This window comes from Nonomuraea sp. NPDC049141 (genome assembly GCF_040648415.1).
Lineage (GTDB): Bacteria > Actinomycetota > Actinomycetes > Streptosporangiales > Streptosporangiaceae > Nonomuraea.
Genome location: NZ_JBEZDR010000039.1, coordinates 18,496 through 37,533 on the forward strand (window position 1 = coordinate 18,496; position 19,038 = coordinate 37,533).

The following is a 19,038-nucleotide window of genomic DNA, read 5'->3' on the forward strand; positions in this document are numbered from 1 at the left end:
CCCTTCACCGCCACTGGCTGGGAGGATTGACCGGTGACCAACGTGGACGATGTCCTGTCCGGCCTCGACCCGGAGCAGCGCGAGGTGGCCGAGGCCGTGCGTGGTCCCGTGTGCGTTCTCGCAGGTGCGGGCACGGGTAAGACCCGGGCGATCACCCACCGGATCGCCCACGCCGTGCGCAGCGGGGTCGTCGACGCGCCGAGCGTGCTGGCGGTGACATTCACCACACGGGCGGCGGGAGAGCTCAGACAGCGGCTGCGGGCGCTGGGGGCGCCGGGGGTGCAGGCGCGTACGTTCCACGCCGCGGCGTTGCGGCAGCTCACCTACTTCTGGCCACGGGTCATCGGCGGCGAGGCGCCTGCGGTGATCGAATCCAAGCTGCCGATCCTGATCGAAGCCTGCCGCCAGATCCGGAAAAATCCGGATCGGTCCGAGTTGCGGGACATCGCGGCGGAGGTCGAGTGGGCCAAGGTCACCCAGGTCGGTCCCGAGGACTACGCAGCAGCCGCCGCCAAGTCCGCAAGGACGCCCCCGGTGCCCGCCGAGGAGGTGTCCCGGCTCTATGAGGCGTACGAGCGGATCAGGCGCGAGCGGCACCTGGTCGACTTCGAGACGATCCTGGAGCTGACGGCCGCGGTGATGACCGAGCACCAGGAGGTCGCCGCGCAGATCCGGCAGCAATACCGCTACTTCGTCGTCGACGAATACCAGGACGTCAACCCGCTGCAGAAGCTCCTGCTCGACACCTGGCTCGGCGGGCGCGACGACCTGTGCGTGGTCGGCGACCCCAACCAGACCATCTACTCCTTCACCGGCGCCTCTCCGCGCTACCTCACGGGCTTCGCCGTCGAACACCCGAAGGCCGCCGTCATCAAGCTGGTCCGCGACTACCGTTCCACCCCCCAGGTGGTCAACCTGGCCAACCTGCTCATCGCCAAGGGCCGCTCCGCGCACCGCCTCGACCTCGTCGCCCAGCGGCCCGACGGCCCCCGGCCGGCCTTCGTCGACTACGACGACGAGCCCGCCGAGGCCGCCGGCGTCGCCAGGGCGATCAGGAAGCTGCTCGACCAGGGCGTCCAGTCCCGCGAGATCGCCGTGCTGTTCCGCGTCAACTCCCAGTCGGCGGCCTACGAGGAGGCCCTGTCCAAGGCCGAGATCCCCTACGTCCTGCGCGGCGCCGAGCGCTTCTTCGAACGTCCCGAAGTACGCCACGCGGTCGTGCTGATGCGCGGCGCGGCCAGGTCCGCCTCCGAAGAGCCGCTGGCCACGGAGGTCCACCACATCCTGGCGGGCATCGGCCTGACGCCCACGGTGCCGGGCGGCGGCAAGGCACGCGAGAAGTGGGAGTCGCTCAAGGCGCTCGCCGACCTCGCCGAGGACATGGCCGCCGACGGCGCCGACCTCGCCGCCTACGTCGCGGAGCTGGAGCGGCGCGCCTCCGAGCAGCACGCCCCGCCCGTCGAAGGGGTGACCCTGGCCTCCCTGCACGCCGCCAAGGGCCTGGAGTGGGACGCGGTCTTCCTCGTCGGGGTCACGGACGGGATGCTGCCCATCGTGTACGCGGAGACGCCCGAGCAGATCGAGGAGGAGCGGCGGCTGCTCTATGTAGGGGTGACGCGGGCGCGCGAGCATCTGTCGGTCTCGTGGGCCCTGGCGCGCGCGCCAGGCGGCCGCAAGGGGCGCCGCCCGTCGCGCTTCCTCGACGGCCTCACCGGCCGTCCCACGCGTGTCGGCGCCGTTCCCGGCGCTGTCTCCGGGTCTCCTACACGGGAGCGTCGCTCGGTCGCCGTTCCGGTCAGTTGCCGGGTCTGCGCCAAGACGCTGGTCGCGGCCACGGAACAGAAGCTGGGGCGGTGCGCCACCTGTCCGGCCGATTATGACGAGGCGCTGCTGGAGCGGCTCAAGGCCTGGCGCGCCGCGACGGCCAAGGAGGCCAAGCTGCCGCCGTACGTGGTCTTCACCGACGTGACGCTGCAGGCCATCGCCGAGCGCGCGCCGGTCACCGAGCAGGACCTCCTGTCCATCACGGGCATCGGCCGCGTCAAACTCGACCGCTACGGGGATGCCGTCCTCGCGCTGTGCCGCTCCTGAAACCTGCTCTTTTGTACGGCAAGCCCGGGAGGGCGCCAACCACCGTCCATGGCCGAGGACCTTCCAGGGATACGGTTACCCGCTTCCTCGGTCGGCCGCCGTCACGTCGCGTCGATCGGCCAGGTCCGTGGGTTCTCTGCCCGGATACTTCGTCCGTTGCCCCGACGACACCGCCTCACGACGACCAGAGTGATCGTCGCGGGAATCGGAGCATCCAGGCCGAATCGGAGACGATTGGGCGCGAGGGACCCCGTCTCCGCGTGCCGGGACCCTGGACCCGGACCACGGACCACGGATCACGGGCTCGATCCTTGCAGCCCGGACGCGGCCAGAACATGGGCACCAGCGCGCCCACGACCGTTCGGGCGGGCGGGCGGCTGAGTATGAGTCCTGGCAACAGGACTTACTCCTGCTCAGCCTTTGGGATAGGTACCGGGTTGGTGGGAGGTTGGGGAGCACGCCAGACTTGGGGCCAATGGTTGCTGTTTGGGGGGATTGTGAACGAGGCGTTGAAGGAGCTGCTCGATCTGCTGGACCTGGAGCAGATCGAGCTCGACATCTTTCGCGGGCGTAGCCCGGAGGAGCGGATCCAGCGGGTCTTCGGTGGCCAGGTGGCCGCGCAGGCACTCGTCGCCGCCGGGCGTACCGTGCCGCCCGACCGGAACGTGCACTCGCTGCACGCCTACTTCATCCGCCCCGGCGACCCGTCCATCCCGATCGTCTACAACGTCGAGCGGCTGCGTGACGGGCGGTCGTTCACCACGCGCAGGGTCCAGGCGATCCAGCATGGCAAGGCCATTTTCACCATGTCCGCGTCGTTCCACATCTTCGAGGAGGGCGTCGAGCACCAGGCGTCCGTGAAGCCGGCCGTGCCCGATCCCGAGACGCTTCCCACCTTCCAGGAGCGGATGACGGAGATCGTCGGCGTCAACTCCGAATACAAGGAGTGGCTGAGCCGGCCGCGACCGGTCGACGCGCGTTACGCCTCGCCCCTGACGTGGGAGGCGTTCCAGAACCCCGAGCTGCGCAGCGCCGAGACCAACGTGTGGTTCCGCTACGACGCGGAGCTCGGCGACGATCCGCTGCTGCACGTGGTGCTGGCCGCCTACGCGTCCGACTTCACGCTGGTCGACACGATCCTGCTCGCGCACGGCATGGCGTGGGGCGCCTCCGATGTCGTGGGAGCCTCGCTGGATCACGCGATGTGGTTCCACCGGCCGTTCAGGGCGGACGACTGGTTGCTCTACGCACATGAGTCACCCTGGTCCGGGGGCGCGAGGGGGCTAGCGCGCGGTGAGATGTTCACTGCGTCCGGTGACCTCGTCGTGTCGGTCGTTCAGGAGGCCATGATCCGTGTGAAAAAGTAACAACATCGCAGGTAGAAAATATGTTGCCGGTTCTTCGGTTCCCGGTTTAGGGTCATGGTCAAGCGAGTCGGACAGGTCCTGTCTGACGATCTCATGAGTGGAGGTGAGTCCCAGTGATCAGCATCAAGATGTCGGCCACGCAGTGGCTCGCCTTCGCATGCCGTGACCTGGTGAGGCTCGTCGATGGGCCGGCCAAGCTACGGCACCAGAAGTCTGCCCGTCGCCAGGAGCCCGCCGCGTTCACGCACGCCCACTATGGCGTGGCCGCACCGATCGCTCCTGTCTACGTCGCAGGCAGTGAATTGCCGACCCAGCAGAACCCCAAGGGTGGACTGCGCGGTCCGCATCCCTGGAGGGATATACCGGTCACAACCTGACCGGTACATAACCTCCAGGCCGCGGATCCGCAAACAGGATCCGCGGCCTCTTTGTTTGTCCGTGATCCCCCAACCACCCACGAGGTGCCCGACCAAGATCAAAAAGATCGATCAAAAGGAGAACGTGATGGGGGCGAAGACGATCATGGACCTGATCGACGAAGCCAAGATCCCCTGTCGTACCGACCCGGACCTGTGGTTCGCCGAGTCGCCGGAGGACGTGGAGTTCGCGAAGGCGCTCTGCGGCAGCTGCCCGATCCAGAAGGCCTGCCTGGCTCGCGCGCTCGAGCGCGAGGAGCCGTGGGGCGTCTGGGGCGGCGAACTGATCCTCCGGGGAACCGTCGTTCCGCGCAAGCGGCCCCGCGGCCGTCCGCGGAAGCACCCGGTCGCTGCCTAACCCCTAACCCCTAACCCCCAACCCCCAATCGCTACGAGCAGAAAGCAGACAGACAGATGAATCCGTTCTCCACCGGGAGTCTCAAAGTGCCGTATCTTTCCCATGAACTGGTAAACGACCGAATACAAACGCTCCACCGCGAGGCCGAGGAGCAACGTCTCGCGACGCGCATCCGTCGTGTGCAGCGTGCACGCCGCAGTGTCGAGCGGGCGAATGAGCGCCTCACCCGGGCTCTGAGCCAGGAGGTCTGAGACGGAAGATCCTGCCGCCGGCGCAGGATCTCCCGTTGATTCGCACCGCGTGAGTGACGGTCTGAGTAAGTGAGCGGCCGGGCGCATCCAGCGCCCGGCCGTTATTCGTAGCCGGACTCACCAACGCCTCCTCCAGGGACGCGCCGCGCGGAGCCAGCTCCGTCAGCGCGATTCCCGCGGACAGCGCCAGCACGCCGATCCGGGCCGCGTCCAGGTCACGGACGGACAGGGCGCCGTCGTCCTCGGCCACCACCGTCGCCCCGTGCGCGCGCATGACGGCGGTGAGTTGCTCCGGGTGGGGCGTGCGGACCAGCACGTCGCCCTTGACGTGCTCGGCCAGGGCGTTCATGGCGGTGTCGGCGATCAGCCGGCCCTGGCCGATGACAATGACGTGGTCGGCGCTGAGCGCCATCTCGTTCATCAGGTGGCTGGACAGCAGTACGGTACGGCCCTCGCGCGCCAGAGAACGCAGCAGGTCGCGCAGCCAGCGGATGCCCTCCGGGTCCAGCCCGTTCAGCGGCTCATCCAGCATCAGCACCCCTGGGTCTCCGAGAAGCGCCGCGCCGATCCCCAGGCGCTGGCGCATGCCGAGCAAGAAGCCGCTGATCCGCTTGCCGGCCACGTCCGACAGGCCGACCTGGTCGAGGACGGCGCTCACGCGGGCGGGGCCGATGCCGTTGCTGCGAGCCAGGCAGGCCAGGTGCGCGTACGCGCTGCGGCCGCCGTGCACCGCCCCGGCGTCGAGCAGCGCCCCCATCGACCGCATGGGGCGGGGGATCGAAGCATATGGGCGGCCGTTCACCAGCGCCTTGCCCGCACTGGGCACCTCCAGGCCAAGGACGACCCGCATGGTGGTGGACTTACCGGCGCCGTTCGGGCCGAGGAAGCCGGTCACCAGCCCCGGTTTCACGGTGAAGGTCAGGTCGTCGACGGCGACCTTGTCCCCGTATCTCATGGTCAGTTCATTGACTTCGATCACGGTCGCCAGCCTCGCCGCTCGGCCGGCCGATCTCGATGGGTGTGCGCCCACCGCGCAGGACGTACTTTCCCATCTTGCTGGTAGGGCTAGGCCTACCGTCCGCGCGCTGTCCATGGCTGGGGCGATGAGCTCATCAAGAGCCGGATGAGCGCCCGCTTCACCGCATCGAGGGTGCCGAGCCGCTGTCGTGACTGGAGTCCAGGCTGGGCTGGACGGCCTTGGTGTCCGGTCCCCGGCCTTCTGCCGAGGCCGGGGACCAGACCCGAGGCTCACTGGCGGACTAAGCGGTCATTCGCCGTCCGGCGGGAAGGAGCGCCGGTTCCTCCTGGGCCGACCAGAGACGGGCCGACATCCAGGCGATTCCCACCGCCGCCACCACCAGGCCGAGCAGGTAGACCGGGACCGGGACCATGTTCCGCAGCGCCCCGGGGATCATGCCGACCGCGTAGAGCACGACCGCGAGGGCCGGCAGCGTGCCCGCGCGCAGGGCCGCCGCGCTGAAGGTCACCACCCCCGCCAGCAGTACGACCGAAGTGACGAGGAACGCCCGCCCGGTGCCTCCGGCCAGCAGCCCGTTCACCGCCGTGGCGCCCAGGAGCGGGAAGACGTAGTGCAGGGTGTACTCGATCGCGTAGGCCCCGGCCAGCCCGGCGGCGTTGAGCAGGTAGCCGATCAGGCCGAGGGTGCCGGCCGTGCCGCGAATGAGCAGGTAGAGGCCGGTGATCGCGAGTAAGCCGGTCAACGCCCCGAAGGGGGCGATGGCGTGGGTGAGTGTGGTTTCCGGCAGCAGGCCGGCGCGGCGGAGGACGTTGACCACCAGCAGCACAGCGCAGGCGAACCCGGCCGTGGCGGTGGCCCGGTAGAGAGCCGATGAACGCATCTCGGAGTCCCTTCTCGGTAGGCGATAACGCTCGTTATCATGCGCGTTATGAGCCGCTAGGGTGAGAGGGTGCCGAGAGACGTAAGCACCTCGAAAGAAGTCGGCGAGCTGCGTGGCGATCTGCTGGAGGCGGCTGTTCGCGTTCTCCGGGAGCAAGGGGCGCCGCACCTGACGCTCAGGCGCGTCGCTGAGGAGGCGCGGACGTCCACGATGGGCATCTACACGTGCTTTGGCGGGCGGGCAGGGCTGCTGGAGGCGGTTTATCGGTACGGGTTCGACGTCCTGCAAGAGATGCTGCTGGGCTCGATCGATGCTCACGCCTCAGACGGTCGCGCCTCGTTCGACAGTCACACATTGCTCGACCATCACGCGGGGTCGTTCGAGCGGATCATGGCGGTGGCCTACGGATACCGGGAGTTCGCGCTGGCTGATCCGGCGCTCTACGCGTTGATGTTCGAGCGGCCGCTGCCGGACTTCGACCCTTCGCCCGAGCTGCGGCAGGAAGCGCTTGGGCGGACGTTCAGCCTGCTTACGGAGGCCATGGCGGGTTCCGCGGAGCCCACCCGGATGGCATACCTGGTGTGGACCACGATCCACGGTCTCGTCAGCATCGAGCTCACCTGCTCGTTGCGCAGCCCGCTGCCCGGTTGGTTCATCGACTCGCGGGAGGAGGGCGGGCGCGTGCTCGCCGACGGGGTGAGCACCCTGCTCAGAGGCATGCGCCAACCGGACGGGGATTGACCGACCGTCTCGGCTCGATCGGCTGCTGCTCGATTGACCGCTGTCCGATCGGCCGCTGTCCGATCGGCCCTGATCGGCTGAGCGGGAGCGCCCATGCCCAGCCGATCGTGATGGACTCGCCGTCGGGAAGGTCCTGGCCGGTCTGCCGCCCGGGAGCTCGACCGGTCTCTGCCGGTCGAGACTTCTATCCCTCCAGGCCGCCGCTGTCCTTGACGCGGTCGACGAAGCAGCTCATGTGGTCGCGCAGCAGGGCGGCGGCCTCGGGGGCGGAGCCGGACTGGGCGGCCTGGAGGATCCGACGGTGTTCCTCGGCCTCCGATTCCCAGGTCGGCACCCGAACCCAGGCCGCCGCGGAGATCAGGGCGGTCTGGTCGCGGAGGGCGTCCAGGGTGCTGACGAGCAGGGGGTTGCCGCAGCCCGCGTACAACGCGCGGTGGAAGTCGCGGTTGGCCAGGCTGCGATCGGCCCGGTCGGCGGCCTCGTCGGCGCGGTGCAGCGCCTCGGCGGCGGGGGTGAGATCCGTTCCGCGCTGGACCGTACGGGACAGCGCCTCCGGCTCCAGCAGGAGGCGCAGGTCGTAGACCGATTCCATCAGGGCGGTGTCGACCTGACGCACCGACGCGCCCTTGTACTCGCTCATGGTGACCAGCCCGGCGCCCGCGAGGGTCTTGAGCGCCTCGCGCACAGGGGTCTTCGACACGCCGAGCTGCTGGGCCAGCTCGGTCTCGACCAGAGCTTGGCCGGGTTGCAGCGCGCCGGTCAGTATCGCGTGCTTGATCACCTCCAGGGCGACCGTGCCCCGCGAGGACATGGACCTGGCCTGTCCGGCGAACACCGGTGATGCGCTCATGGCCCCAAAGATATCTTACATCGCATCTCGTATATGACCGGAATCTAGGTTACAGTCGCGTGAATTAGGACTTCAGGGACTTCCCCGTACCGAGAAGGGAGATCGTGACGGGGTCGTCCGGTGTGGCCCGAGGACACGGACCACACCGGCACAACGGCTCCGCTTCCTTGAACCACACACCGGACCGCACGGACCCCGGGAACGCCGTTGGCGCGGCGTGGCCGGAAACGCATTCCGGCCGGTCCGGCGTGGCCACTGCACTGACCTGCAGCATGGAGCTTGAATGCAGTCTAACTCGGCAATGCCCGCCCAGACCGTCCCCGCGACAGCGCGGCCCGCACGGTCCCGACTTCGCTGGACCATCGTCGCGCTCTCGGGCGCCGGTCTCGCGATCGCCTACCTCGACCGGTCCAGCCTCAGCGTCGCCAGCACGTACATGCAGCGAGACCTGGGCTTCGACCAGACCATGAAAGGGATCCTGCTCTCCTCGTTCTTCTGGACGTACGCGATCTTCCAGCTGCCTTCCGGCTGGCTGCTCGATCGTTTCGGCCCGCGGGTGATCTATCCGATCGCCGTTGTGTGGTGGTCGCTCTGGACGGCCGCCACCGCGCTGGCCCACGGGTTCGGCACGCTGATAATCTGCCGGCTCGGCCTCGGCATGGGCGAGGCCCCGGTGCAACCCTCCAACATCAAGGTGGTCTCCGCCTGGTTCCCGCGCAGGGAACGCGCGCTGGCCTCCAGCCTGTTCGACACCGGGCAACAGGTCGGCGTCGCCTTGTCCGTCCCGGTGGTCACGGGGCTCATCGCCGCCTTCGGATGGCGTGCGGCCTTCGTCGTGATCGGTTTGACCGGCATGGTGTGGGTCATCGGCTGGCTGATGATCTACCGTGCGCCGCAGGAGCACCCGAAGATCTCCCAGGCGGAGCTCGACTACATCGAGGCCGGCGATGCGGCCGTGCCCGAGACCGGCCCGCCGATGCGCTGGCTGTCCCTGCTGCGTTATCCCACGGTGTGGGGGCTGGTGTTCGGCTACATCTGCCGCTCGGCCACCGGCGCGTTCTTCCTCACCTGGTATCCGAGCTACCTGGTGGAGGACCGGGGCTTCACCATCCTCCAGCTCGGGGTGTTCGGCTCCATCCCGGCCGTGCTCGGGATAGGCGCCACGATCGCGGGCGGCGCCTTCTCCGACTGGCTGGTCCGGCGTGGCGTGCCCATCGCCCGGGCCCGCAAGATCCCGATCATCAGCGGAATGCTGCTCGCGTCCACGATCGCGCTGACGACGTTCGTCCCCGGGAACGTGGCCGTCATGGTCCTGCTGTCCATCAGCAACTGCGCCCACTCCTTCGCCGGCGCGGCCATTCTCAGCCTGCCGGCCGAGGTGGCCCCGTCATCCACGGTGGTCGGCTCGGTCGCCGGTTTCCAGAACTTCGGCTCGCAGATCGGCAACATCATCAGCCCGATCCTCATCGGCGTCTTCTTGACCTTCAGCGGCAACTCCTACACCGGGCCGATGCTCTTCGCGGGCGCGATGGCGATCCTGGGCACGCTGATCTACGGGTTCGTGGTGAAGATCCGGCCGCTCAACGAGGGCGCGGTTCCGGTTGGGCCCGCAGAGAGCAGGGGTTGATCGATGCTCGACCTGACCGAGAAGCTGGCCGACGTCGTGGCCGTCACCGTGACGCCCTTCGACGCGGACGGCTCCGTCGACCTCGACACGAACGCCAAGCTGATACGGAGGATCGTCGAGGCGGGCGTCAACGTGATCACGCCCAACGGCAACACCGGCGAGTTCTACGCCCTCACCCCGGACGAGCGGCGCCGGGTGCTGGAGTCCACCGTGGCCGCCACCGGGGACGACGCCGCCGTGCTCGCCGGGGTCGGCCTCGACGTCGGGAGTGCCGTCGAGGCCGCCCGGCACGCTCGCGACCACGGCGTACGCATGGTGATGGTGCACCAGCCCGTCCACCCGTACCTGTCGGCGGAGGGCTGGGTGGACTACCACCGCGAGATCGCGAACGCGGTCCCGGACATGGGTGTGGTCCCCTACATCCGCAGCCCGCGCGTCGCCGGGGCGCAGGTGGCGCGCCTCGGCGAGGTGTGCCCGAACGTGATCGGCGTCAAGTACGCCGTCCCCGACCCGGTGCGCTTCGCCTCGGTCGCCCGTGATGGCGGACTGGACCGGTTCGCCTGGCTGTGCGGGCTGGCCGAGCCGTACACACCGGCGTACTGGGCGGTCGGCGCGCGCGGTTTCACCTCCGGCCTGGTCACCGCGGCACCGGAGCTGACGCTGCGGATGCGCGACGCCCTGCGCGCGGGCGACTTCCCGGCCGCCATGGAGGTATGGGAACTGATCAGGAGGTTCGAGGAACTGCGCGGCGCGGACGCCTCGGCCGACAACGTGTCGGTCGTCAAGGAGGCGCTGGCTCAGCTCGGCCTGTGCCGCCGCGACGTGCGCCCGCCGAGCCGCCTGCTGCCGCCCGCCGTACGGGAGGAAGTGGCCTCGGTGCTGGCGACCTGGGGAGGGCAGACATGAAGATCACCGCATTGAAGACCTACATGCAGCGCGTCGGAGAGCGCCCGCGCCTGCTCGTGAAGATCGATACCGACGAGGGGGTGTCCGGCTGGGGCGAGGCGTACAACCACGGCCCCGACCACGCGCTGATCCCGGTGCTGGAGTACATGTTCCAGCAGATCGAGGGCGTCGATCCGCGGCGGGTCGAATACGTGGTGCGCAGGCTGATCCAGGAGGCCCGGTTCCCGCCGGGCGCGATCGGGCTGGCCGCGATCGCGGCCATCGACCAGGCGTTGTGGGACATCTCCGGCAAGGCCGCGGGGCTGCCGGTGTACATGCTGCTCGGCGGGCAGGTACGCGACCGCGTCCCGGTCTACTGCGGCGTCTACACCGCCCCCGATCCGCCGGCCTGCCGCGACCTGACCCAGTCGCTGAACGAGCGGTACGGGTTCACCGCCTTCAAACTCAGCCCGTACCGCCGCGACCTGTACGCCGGGCGCTGGGGCAACCTCTGCCGGGAGGCGGCGGACTACTTCGCCGAGATCCGCTCGATCAGTCCGCCCGAGTGGGAGTTCGCCTTCGAGGGGCACGCCCGGATCTTCGAGCCGCGCCAGGCGATCCAGCTCGGGAACGCGCTGGCCCCGTACGACCCGCTGTGGTTCGAGGAGCCCATCCGGCCGGAGTACATCCCCGCCTGGGGTCACTTGCGCTCCCAGCTCGACGTGCCGCTGGCCACCGGCGAGTCGCTCTTCCTGCCGCAGGACTTCCTCGCCCTGCTGACGGCGGGTGGCGCCGACATCGTCCAGCCGGACATCTGCGTGGTCGGCGGCCTCGCGCAGATGCGCAGGATCGCGGCCATCGCCGAGGCGCACTTCGTGAGCGTGGCCCCGCACAACCCGATGGGCCCGCTGGCGACCGCGGTGAACGCGCACTTCGCCGCCACGCATCACGGGCTCAAGTTGCTGGAGTACAAACCCGACGAGACGACCTGGTGCCCGGATCCGTACCTGCCTGTGGACGGGTATCTGGAACTGCGCCCGGATCGGCCCGGCTGGGGAGTGGAGATCGACGAGTCGGCGCTGAAGGCGGACGACTACGTCCATTGGGGACGCGTCCTGCCCATCCGCCCCGACGGCTCGACCGGCTACGTGTGACCGGCGCCCGCCGTCGTGGATCACGACGGCGGGCCCCGCTCCCAGCTCAGCTCACCGGCAGTGCCTCGTCCTCGGGGTCGTCGGCGAAGCCCGGAACCCAGCGGATCGCCTCGTCGCGGAAACGCGCCGTGGTGCCCAGCTGGCAGAGGACGCCGACCCCCGCCGCGTGTACGCGGTGGATGAGCACGTACGAGACCGGCAGGTTGAGCTGGCGGACCACGTTCGTGGGGCGAAGGTCGGTGACGCTGGCCGCCTGAGCCTGGAACCATTCGCGGCTGAAGGTGAACTCCTCGACCGCCGTCGGCTCGACGTAGGGAGAGAGGAACGAGCGCAGGGCGTCGCCGTCCACCTCGATGTCGGGACGGATGAAGCCCTCGGCACGCAGCCCCGCGACCACGCTGTCCATGTCGCCCTGGTTGAAGATGCGGGTCAGCTGGCCGAAGGACCGGGGATAGCCGTCCGGCAGGCGGTTGACGGCGCCGAAGTCGAGGATGCCCAGCTTGCCGTTGTCGAGCATGCGGAAGTTGCCGGGGTGCGGGTCGGCGTGCAGCATGCCGACCCGGGCCGGTGAGCAGAACAGGAAGCGGACGAAGAGCAGGCCCGCGCGGTCGCGCTGCTCCTTGGTGCCGTCGGCGATGATGCGGGACAGGGGAGTGCCGTCCATCCACTCCGTGACCAGCACCATCTCGTTGGCGGCGACCACGTCGGGGACGTGGAAGTCGGGGTCGTCCTGGAAACCTACCGCGAAGGCGTGCTGGGCCTCGGCCTCGCGCAGGTAGTCGAGCTCCTCGGCGATGCGCTCACGGAGCTCGGCCAGCACCGCCTTGATGTCGAGGCCGGGCAGCATCACGCCGAAGAGCTTGCCCAGCCGCGCCAGCTGGGTGAAGTCACCGAGCAGGGCCTTGCCCGCACCCGGATATTGGATCTTCACCGCCACGTCGCGGCCGTCGTGCCAGACCGCCCGGTGCACCTGTCCGATCGAGGCGGCGGCGGTCGGCCGGTCGTCGAACGACTCGAAGTAGTCTCGCCAGCCGTCACCGAGCTGCTCGGTGAGCACCTTGTGGACCGTGGCGACCGGCAGTGGCGGGGCCGATTCCTGCAGCTTGGTGAGCGTGGCGCGATAGGGCCCGACGATCTCCTGAGGAAGGGCCGCCTCGAAGATGGACAGCGCCTGCCCGACCTTCATCGCGCCGCCCTTGAGCTCGCCGAGGACCTTGAAGATCTGCTCGGCCGTGCGCTGCTGGATCTCCTGGGCGACGATCTCGGCGGGCTTGCCGCCGATCCGCTTGCCGAGCCCCAGGGCGGCACGGCCGGCGAAGCCGAGTGGAAGGGTGGCAAGCTTGGCGGAACGCGTTACGGCGCGGCGCGGCAGATCGCTCACACTGATGCGCGGCATCCTGGCTGAGACACCGCTTCCCCCCTTCGAGGTTCCCCAGACCCATCGTCAGTGCCCATTGCTGGTGACTGACATGACCATTCTGGGCGATAAGGATGGTTTCGCATACAACGACATTGCGGATGCTGTGTCCATGACCTGGTTTTCCATCGCCAATCAGGCATGATGTCCAATGTGCCATTGGTCACAACGGGGTCGCGTCCGTCGAGGTGAGCGAGCGCGTGGCCCGTGGCCGAGGCCGCCACCAGCGTGGCCATGGTCGTGTCGCAGGCGATCTCGCCGGGCGGATAGCCGCCCAGCCGCGCGGTGACGATGGGCCACCCGGGGTCGGCATCGCGCCTGGTCAGGTCGAGGCAGTGCAGGCAGGCGCTCTCGCCCGGAAGGACGAGCGGCCCCACGGAACCGTGGCCCTCGAAGGCGGACACGAGCAGGTGGGGGATGCCCAGAGCGGTCAACTCGTTGACCAGCACACCGTCCAGCGGGGCGACCGGTGCCAGGACCACCAGATCGGGACGGTCGTAGCCGTCGCCCAGGTAAGGGCCACCGGCCTGCGCGTTCGTCGCCGGCATCAAGGCCGTCCCGGGAATCGCGGAGTCGCCGGCCGGAGTGTCCTGGGGCGGCGGGCCGCCGGAGGTGAGGCGTCGGGCGAGCGCCACCGCCCCGTCCTGGCGGCTCATCCCCAGCTCCGACCACGTCAGCCCACCAGGCGCGAGATCACACGGCCGCACCGGACCCTCGTCGAAGACGCGGATCGCCCCGATCCCGCTCGCCGCCAGCAGCCCCACCACCTGCGCACCCACCCGCCCGGCCCCGTGGACCCGGACCCGCGCCCGCCGCCGCCGCGCGAACACCTCGGCCCCGCCACCGGCCAGATCGAGGACATCCAGATCGGGAGCCAGACGATCGCGCTCACCGAGGGAAAGACGGACGGGCGGGACCGCCGCGTCATCCAGCACCCCCCGCTCGGCGAGCCGATCCAGCAGCGCCCGGCAGGCCGCCTCGCCCAGTCCCACGGCGGCGCCGTCATACAGAACCTGCCCCAGATCGCGCGTCCCGTCGAGCCCCGCCACCCACTGGTGCTCCGAGCCCGTCACCAGGACGGAACGCAGGGGATGCGCCCCCAACTGCAAGGTCTGCTCGTCACGGACGATCCGCCGGAGCGCGGGTTTCACACGTGGCCTCATGGCGCGCAAGCCTGCCACCCCGATCCAAGATCCCGAGCACCTTACGAGCCGCCTGTGGATAACCCTCCGCCGTTACGCTCCCTTCATGAACGAACTCCTGGTGGACCGCAGAGACGACGGGACCGTACTGATCACCCTCAACCGCCCCGACAGGCGCAACGCCATGACGGACGGCATGACCGGCGAATGGCGCGAGACCATGGCCGACCTGGCCAGCGACACCGGTGTCCGCTGCGTGATCGTCACGGGCGCCGGCACCGCGTTCTCCGCCGGCGGCGATCTGTCCTGGCTGGGCGAACGCGGCGCGGAGACCGTGCCGAAGCTGCGCGACCGGATGCTCGCCTTCTACCGCACCTGGCTGGCCATCACCGAGTTGGAGGTGCCGACCATCGCCGCCGTCAACGGCCCGGCGGTGGGGGCGGGCCTGTGCGTGGCGCTGGCCTGCGATCTCGTGTACGCCGCCGACGACGCCAAGCTGCTGGTCCCGTTCACGAAGCTAGGTCTGCACCCCGGGATGGCGGCCACGTACCTGCTGCCGAAGCGGGCGGGCGCCCTCGGCAGGGAGATGCTGCTCACCGGCCGCACGGTCACGGGACGGGAAGCCGCGATTAAAGGTCTGGTAAATCAATCTTTCCCGAAAGATGACCTGCTGGCGGAAGTAGAGGCCCTCGCCCAGGCGATCGCACAGAACGCCCCGATTGCCACAAGACTCACCAAGGTCGCCTTGAACCAGGATCATCCACACCTGGAAGCCGCGCTGCGCTGGGAGTCCCTCGCCCAGCCGGTGACCATGGCATCCGCCGACATGATCGAGGGGCTGGCCGCGCATCGGGAAAGGCGCATGCCCAAATTCACCGGGTCTTAATCATCTGACCAGCAGAAACAACGTCTCCCCCTCTGTGGAATTCCGCCAGTCTCGGCTACCGTGCATATGTGCCCCCCGAGACAGTCGAGGTCCGTCGCAGTTCTCGTCGCCGGCGTACGGTCTCCGCCTACCGCGACGGCGACAAGACGATCGTGCTCCTGCCCGCCTGGCTGAGCGGCGAAGACGCTGATGAATGGGTGAGCCGGATGCTCGATCGGCTCGCGGCCAAGGAGAGCCGGCGAAGACCGACCGACGAAATCCTCCTGGAGCGGGCCAAGGAGCTGTCGGCGAAGTATCTCAACGGCAGGGCCATGCCGGACAGCGTGCGCTGGGTGGACAATCAGCAGCATCGATGGGGATCATGCACCCCGGAGAACGGCACGATCCGGATCTCGACCCGCCTCAAGGGTCTCCCTGAGTGGGTCATCAACTACGTGATCATCCACGAGCTCGTTCATCTGCTCGTTCCCAGTCACGGCGCCAGGTTCTGGGCGCTGGTCGAACAGTATCCCAAAGCAGAACGGGCGCGCGGGTTCCTCGAAGGATTCTCCGCCGCAGCCCACACGGCACCGGAGGAGTGTTGACGCGCATCGCCGCGGTTCTCGTACGGCAGAGCATGGCGCAGGCGGCCCCTGAGGGCGTGGACCCGGACGAGTTCCTGGAGGCCATGGCCGAGGACACCTACGAGATGGTCGCCGGCCTCGAACTCGTCACCCCCGTCCTGGTCACCAGCGTTCCCGGCCTCGACGAGATCGTCTGGCCGGGCACCGAAGTGATCATGATCGACGAGGGCGAGCCGCTCAGGGCCATCATGGGCCGGTTCGCCGGCGACCAGGCCGTGGTGATCGGCGCCGACGCGCCCGACCTGCCGCCCCTGCTGGTCGGCAAGCTCTTCCGCGAGCTCGGCCGGGCCCAGATCACGCTCTGCCCGGCCGAGGACGGCGGAGCCGTGGCGCTGGCCTGCGGCCTGCCCATGCCCGGATGGGCCGATCCCGATCTCGACGACCCCGACCCGGTGACGACCCTGCGCGCCCAGGCGCCCGGTCGCCGCATGGTGGCCACCGGCCCCGGCTGGCACCGCCTGCGCACCCCCGAAGACGTCACCCGCCTCGATCCCGGACTGGAGGGCTGGGACAACCTCAGGGCACTGCTCAAGGCACACTGAGCTCCGCGAACACCGCCCGATGGTCGGTGTCGGGCACGGTGTGCACGCTGACCTCCTTCACGCCCACCCGCTGGTCCACCAGCACATGGTCGATCGTGATGATCGGCGGCACCCGCTTGTTGGCCGGCCAGGTCGGGATGAGCCCGGCCCCGACCTGGTCGGCAGCGTCCTTGTAGCCGCGCGAGAGCAGTCGGCGCATGGGCGTGTGGTCGAGCGTGGCGTTGAAGTCGCCCGCCAGGATCCGCACGGTGTCGCCAGAGGCGGCGGGGAGGTCGTCCAGGGCCTCGATCCAGTTCGTCACCTGGGGGCCGAGCGGCGGAAACGGATGGATGTCCACGAACTCGACCGGCTTGCCGCCGGGCAGCGAGACCATCGCCGCGGGCATGTTGTGCCCGATCGGCGGCACCAGGTTGTAGAGCGGCTTGAGCGGATGCTTGGAGTAGAGCCCGCTGCCGCTCGCGGACCATTCATCCTGGAGCACCCGGTGCGGCATCAGGCTGGACAGCCCGGCCGCGTCGAGCGCTTCGACGCCGGGGGGCGTGAGCTCCTGAGTGCTCAGCACGTCCGGGTCGAACCGGCGCACCAGGCCGACGATCGTCTCCGGGTCGGCCCTGCCGAACAGCATGTTGATGGTGAGCACCCGGAACGGCCGGCCCACCGTGGCGTCCGCCGTACCGAGGGCCCGGGGGAGGACCGCGAAGCCGAGAGCGGTCGTCGTGAGCAGCGCCACCGCGGTTGCGGCGCGCTTGCGGGTGAGCGCGGCGAACATCAGGGGGACCACCGAGCCCGCGGCGGCGTATGGTGTGGCGGTCATGAGCTGGGTGGCCAGCGAGCCGCGTTCGAGGCCCGCCACCCTGGTCACCGCCCAGGCCGCGAACGGGGTCACGGCCAGCCAGGCCAGCGTGGTGGTGGGGAATTTGCGCCGTTTCCGAGGGGGCGTAACGATCGTGCCGCCGACCGAGTCTTCGGCTGAGGTGTGCACATTGCCCCCTTGGAACGGTACAAGCCCAGGCGGACTCTAACCGAGCGCGCGTGTATTCGCCGTAAGCGCCACGCGGCCACGTGCCGCCAACCGGCGGGTCGCCTCATCGGAGAGCTCCGGGATCTCGTCGAGCGGGAACCAGCGCAGGTCGAGGGACTCCTCGCTGATCACCGCCTCGGCGTCCGCGGGCGCCACGGCCGCGTACTCCACGTCGAGATGCCAGCTGTACGGGGGATGGCACCAGACCTGGTGCTTGTCGACGGCCAGCGGGCCGGGCAACAGCTCCAGGCCGGAAATGCCAGACTCCTCCACCGCCTCGCGCAACGCGGCCCCCGCCAGGGAGGTGTCGGAAATTTCGCAGTGACCGCCCATCGGCAGCCACATGCCTGCCTTGGGGTGCAGCGTCAGCAGCACCCGCTCGCCGTCGTGCGACAGCACCGCGGTCGTCGCGGTGAGATGCCCCGGCACGCACTCGCGCAGCATCGCGTCGTCGTGCGTACGCAGGTGATCGAGGAACTCGGTGCGCAGTGACTCCTCGCCGGGCGTGGGCGCGGCCCAGCCGGAGAGCACGGCCACCGCGTCGTGGCGCAGGCTCAACTCTGGTCGTCCTCGTCGGGTTTGGCGTCCAGCTGGGAGATGTCCCAGGCGGCCTCGCCGCGGATGAACGCGTCGGGGTCGTCGAGGTCGTCGGCCTGCGGCAGCAGGTCGGGGTGGCCCCACAGCGCGTCGCGCCCGTCGATGCCGCGCGCCTCCTTCAGCGCCCGCCACAGCGTCGCCGCCTCGCGCAGCCGCCTGGGCCGCAGCTCCAGCCCGACGAGCGTGCCGAAGGTCAACTCGGCCGGGCCCCCGGTCGCGCGGCGCCGTCGTACGGTCTCGGCCAGGGCGACGGCCGAGGGCAGCTTGCCGTCCGCGGCGTCGTCCACCACGGTGGCCACCCAGCCTTCGACCAGGGCGAGCATGGTCTCCAGGCGGGCCAGCGCGGCCTTCTGCCGCTCGGTCTCCTCGGGCTTGAGCAGCGCGCCGCCGCTCAACGCCTCCTGGATGGCCTCCGGGTTGTTGATGTCGAGCCCGCGGATCTGCTCTTCGAGCGCCGAGGTGTCGACCGTGATGCCCCTGGCGTACTCCTCGACGGCGCCGAGCAGGTTGGCCCGCAGCCACGGCACGTGCTGGAACAGCCGGTGGTGCGCGGCCTCGCGCAGCGCCAGATAGAGCCGGATCTCGTCGGCGGGATGCTCCAGGCCCTCGCTGAACGACGCGATGCCGCCGGGCAGCAGCGCGGCGGTGTCGGACAGCGGCAGGCCGATGTCGGTGGTGCCGATCACCTCGCGGGCGAGCGAGCCGAGGGCCTGGCCGATCTGCTGACCGACCATCATGCCGCCCATCTGCTTGAGCATGCCCATCAGCGGCCCGGCCATCTGCTGGGCCTCCGGAGGCAGGCCCGCGCCGCCGAGCGCGCCGCCCATGGTCTCGACCATGCGTGCGGCGATCGGCTCGCAGAGCGTGCGCCACACGGGGACGGTGTTCTCGATCCACTCGGACCGGCTCCACGCCTGCGGGTTGGACACGCCGCTGGGCAGTGTCGTCGCCTCGTTCAGCCACAGGTCGGCCAGGCGCAGCGCCTCCACGATCTGGCGGCGCTCGCCTTCCATGACGCTCGGATCGCTCTCGGCGACCACGGCGTGACGGGCGATGTTCTTGGCCATGTCCCAGTTGACAGGGCCGGAGCCCTGGGGCGCCGACAGCATGTCGGCGAACTGGCGCATCGCCTGAGCCATCTGCTCAGGGTTGCCGAACATGGCGAACGGGTTCTCGTTGGGGTCGTTTTCGCGACCTGGCAGGTCAGTCAC

General features: G+C 69.4%; 19 protein-coding genes. 11 read left to right on the forward strand and 8 right to left on the reverse strand.

Features of this window, described 5'->3' with window-relative positions; translation table 11 throughout:
* The first annotated feature begins 42 nt into the window (after window positions 1–42).
* The 4 genes from AB0B91_RS60895 to AB0B91_RS60910 all read left to right on the forward strand — a co-directional run bounded on the left by AB0B91_RS60895 (window position 43) and on the right by AB0B91_RS60910 (window position 4,232).
* Window positions 43–2,091: an ATP-dependent DNA helicase UvrD2 gene (locus AB0B91_RS60895; RefSeq protein WP_358341877.1), complete on the forward strand. Its 2,049-nt coding sequence runs from the start codon at window positions 43–45 to the stop codon at window positions 2,089–2,091.
* A gap of 497 nt (window positions 2,092–2,588) precedes the next feature.
* Window positions 2,589–3,458 carry an acyl-CoA thioesterase II gene (locus tag AB0B91_RS60900; RefSeq protein ID WP_358341753.1) on the forward strand — a complete coding sequence of 290 codons (870 nt, stop codon included), beginning with the start codon at window positions 2,589–2,591 and terminating at the stop codon, window positions 3,456–3,458.
* A 113-nt stretch (window positions 3,459–3,571) separates the two neighbouring features.
* Window positions 3,572–3,835 (forward strand): hypothetical protein, encoded by a 264-nt coding sequence (locus tag AB0B91_RS60905; RefSeq protein ID WP_358341756.1) that lies wholly within the window; start codon window positions 3,572–3,574, stop codon window positions 3,833–3,835.
* Between the two features lie 127 nt (window positions 3,836–3,962).
* On the forward strand, window positions 3,963–4,232 hold the full coding sequence (locus AB0B91_RS60910; RefSeq protein ID WP_358341759.1) for a WhiB family transcriptional regulator: 270 nt from the start codon (window positions 3,963–3,965) through the stop codon (window positions 4,230–4,232).
* A gap of 222 nt (window positions 4,233–4,454) precedes the next feature.
* Here AB0B91_RS60910 and AB0B91_RS60915 read toward each other — a convergent pair whose 3' ends face one another.
* On the reverse strand, window positions 4,455–5,462 hold the full coding sequence (locus AB0B91_RS60915; protein WP_358341762.1) for an ATP-binding cassette domain-containing protein: 1,008 nt from the start codon (window positions 5,460–5,462) through the stop codon (window positions 4,455–4,457).
* A gap of 280 nt (window positions 5,463–5,742) precedes the next feature.
* Complete coding sequence (locus tag AB0B91_RS60920) at window positions 5,743–6,342, reverse strand: hypothetical protein (protein WP_358341765.1); 600 nt, start codon at window positions 6,340–6,342, stop codon at window positions 5,743–5,745.
* 69 nt (window positions 6,343–6,411) lie between these two features.
* Here AB0B91_RS60920 and AB0B91_RS60925 point away from each other — a divergent pair, with 69 nt between their 5' ends.
* Window positions 6,412–7,083, forward strand: a complete 672-nt coding sequence (locus tag AB0B91_RS60925) for a TetR/AcrR family transcriptional regulator (protein ID WP_358341767.1) — start codon at window positions 6,412–6,414, stop codon at window positions 7,081–7,083.
* Between the two features lie 184 nt (window positions 7,084–7,267).
* Here AB0B91_RS60925 and AB0B91_RS60930 read toward each other — a convergent pair whose 3' ends face one another.
* Window positions 7,268–7,933: a GntR family transcriptional regulator gene (locus AB0B91_RS60930; RefSeq protein ID WP_358341770.1), complete on the reverse strand. Its 666-nt coding sequence runs from the start codon at window positions 7,931–7,933 to the stop codon at window positions 7,268–7,270.
* Between the two features lie 283 nt (window positions 7,934–8,216).
* Here AB0B91_RS60930 and AB0B91_RS60935 point away from each other — a divergent pair, with 283 nt between their 5' ends.
* From AB0B91_RS60935 to AB0B91_RS60945, 3 genes are read left to right on the forward strand one after another with little or no spacing between them, the layout of a single operon-like run.
* Window positions 8,217–9,560 carry an MFS transporter gene (locus AB0B91_RS60935; protein WP_358341773.1) on the forward strand — a complete coding sequence of 448 codons (1,344 nt, stop codon included), beginning with the start codon at window positions 8,217–8,219 and terminating at the stop codon, window positions 9,558–9,560.
* 3 nt (window positions 9,561–9,563) lie between these two features.
* Window positions 9,564–10,466 carry a dihydrodipicolinate synthase family protein gene (locus AB0B91_RS60940; RefSeq protein WP_358341776.1) on the forward strand — a complete coding sequence of 301 codons (903 nt, stop codon included), beginning with the start codon at window positions 9,564–9,566 and terminating at the stop codon, window positions 10,464–10,466.
* Window positions 10,463–11,599, forward strand: a complete 1,137-nt coding sequence (locus AB0B91_RS60945) for a mandelate racemase/muconate lactonizing enzyme family protein (RefSeq protein ID WP_358341779.1) — start codon at window positions 10,463–10,465, stop codon at window positions 11,597–11,599. The genes AB0B91_RS60940 and AB0B91_RS60945 overlap by 4 nt, the downstream gene beginning before the upstream one ends.
* A gap of 46 nt (window positions 11,600–11,645) precedes the next feature.
* Here AB0B91_RS60945 and AB0B91_RS60950 read toward each other — a convergent pair whose 3' ends face one another.
* Together AB0B91_RS60950 and AB0B91_RS60955 are read right to left on the reverse strand one after the other, a co-directional pair.
* A complete protein-coding gene (locus tag AB0B91_RS60950; RefSeq protein ID WP_358341782.1) occupies window positions 11,646–12,980 on the reverse strand; it encodes an AarF/UbiB family protein in 1,335 nt (444 codons plus the stop codon).
* Complete coding sequence (locus AB0B91_RS60955) at window positions 12,977–14,179, reverse strand: thiamine biosynthesis protein ThiF (RefSeq protein ID WP_358341785.1); 1,203 nt, start codon at window positions 14,177–14,179, stop codon at window positions 12,977–12,979. Before AB0B91_RS60955 ends, AB0B91_RS60950 begins: the two co-directional genes overlap by 4 nt.
* Before the next feature lie 85 nt (window positions 14,180–14,264).
* Here AB0B91_RS60955 and AB0B91_RS60960 point away from each other — a divergent pair, with 85 nt between their 5' ends.
* The 3 genes from AB0B91_RS60960 (at window position 14,265) to AB0B91_RS60970 (ending at window position 16,209) form a co-directional block, all read left to right on the forward strand.
* On the forward strand, window positions 14,265–15,044 hold the full coding sequence (locus AB0B91_RS60960) for an enoyl-CoA hydratase-related protein (protein ID WP_358341788.1): 780 nt from the start codon (window positions 14,265–14,267) through the stop codon (window positions 15,042–15,044).
* Window positions 15,045–15,112: 68 nt separating this feature from the next.
* Complete coding sequence (locus AB0B91_RS60965) at window positions 15,113–15,628, forward strand: M48 family metallopeptidase (protein ID WP_219539286.1); 516 nt, start codon at window positions 15,113–15,115, stop codon at window positions 15,626–15,628.
* Window positions 15,625–16,209 (forward strand): DUF2064 domain-containing protein, encoded by a 585-nt coding sequence (locus tag AB0B91_RS60970; RefSeq protein WP_358341791.1) that lies wholly within the window; start codon window positions 15,625–15,627, stop codon window positions 16,207–16,209. Before AB0B91_RS60965 ends, AB0B91_RS60970 begins: the two co-directional genes overlap by 4 nt.
* Here AB0B91_RS60970 and AB0B91_RS60975 read toward each other — a convergent pair.
* Genes AB0B91_RS60975 through AB0B91_RS60985 form a run of 3 tightly spaced genes read right to left on the reverse strand, consistent with a single transcriptional unit; the run spans window position 16,196 to window position 19,038 of the window.
* Window positions 16,196–17,191, reverse strand: coding sequence for an endonuclease/exonuclease/phosphatase family protein (locus tag AB0B91_RS60975; RefSeq protein ID WP_358341794.1), 996 nt, complete (start codon window positions 17,189–17,191; stop codon window positions 16,196–16,198). The genes AB0B91_RS60970 and AB0B91_RS60975 overlap by 14 nt on opposite strands.
* Before the next feature lie 36 nt (window positions 17,192–17,227).
* The gene (locus AB0B91_RS60980) at window positions 17,228–17,788 is read right to left on the reverse strand and encodes an NUDIX domain-containing protein (protein WP_358341797.1); all 561 of its coding nucleotides are present in this window, start codon (window positions 17,786–17,788) and stop codon (window positions 17,228–17,230) included.
* Entirely contained in the window at window positions 17,785–19,038 is a 1,254-nt protein-coding gene (locus AB0B91_RS60985; RefSeq protein ID WP_358341800.1) for a zinc-dependent metalloprotease, read from the reverse strand. The genes AB0B91_RS60980 and AB0B91_RS60985 overlap by 4 nt, the downstream gene beginning before the upstream one ends.

What these genes read in the sequence shown, in the direction of transcription:
- AB0B91_RS60960 (WP_358341788.1), top strand. Translation starts at nt 14,265, where the DNA reads ATGAACGAACTCCTGGTGGACCGCAGAGACGACGGGACCGTACTGATC.
- AB0B91_RS60945 (WP_358341779.1), top strand. Translation starts at nt 10,463, where the DNA reads ATGAAGATCACCGCATTGAAGACCTACATGCAGCGCGTCGGAGAGCGC.
- AB0B91_RS60920 (WP_358341765.1), bottom strand. Translation starts at nt 6,342, where the DNA reads ATGCGTTCATCGGCTCTCTACCGGGCCACCGCCACGGCCGGGTTCGCC.
- AB0B91_RS60955 (WP_358341785.1), bottom strand. Translation starts at nt 14,179, where the DNA reads ATGAGGCCACGTGTGAAACCCGCGCTCCGGCGGATCGTCCGTGACGAG.
- AB0B91_RS60935 (WP_358341773.1), top strand. Translation starts at nt 8,217, where the DNA reads ATGCAGTCTAACTCGGCAATGCCCGCCCAGACCGTCCCCGCGACAGCG.
- AB0B91_RS60930 (WP_358341770.1), bottom strand. Translation starts at nt 7,933, where the DNA reads ATGAGCGCATCACCGGTGTTCGCCGGACAGGCCAGGTCCATGTCCTCG.
- AB0B91_RS60940 (WP_358341776.1), top strand. Translation starts at nt 9,564, where the DNA reads ATGCTCGACCTGACCGAGAAGCTGGCCGACGTCGTGGCCGTCACCGTG.
- AB0B91_RS60910 (WP_358341759.1), top strand. Translation starts at nt 3,963, where the DNA reads ATGGGGGCGAAGACGATCATGGACCTGATCGACGAAGCCAAGATCCCC.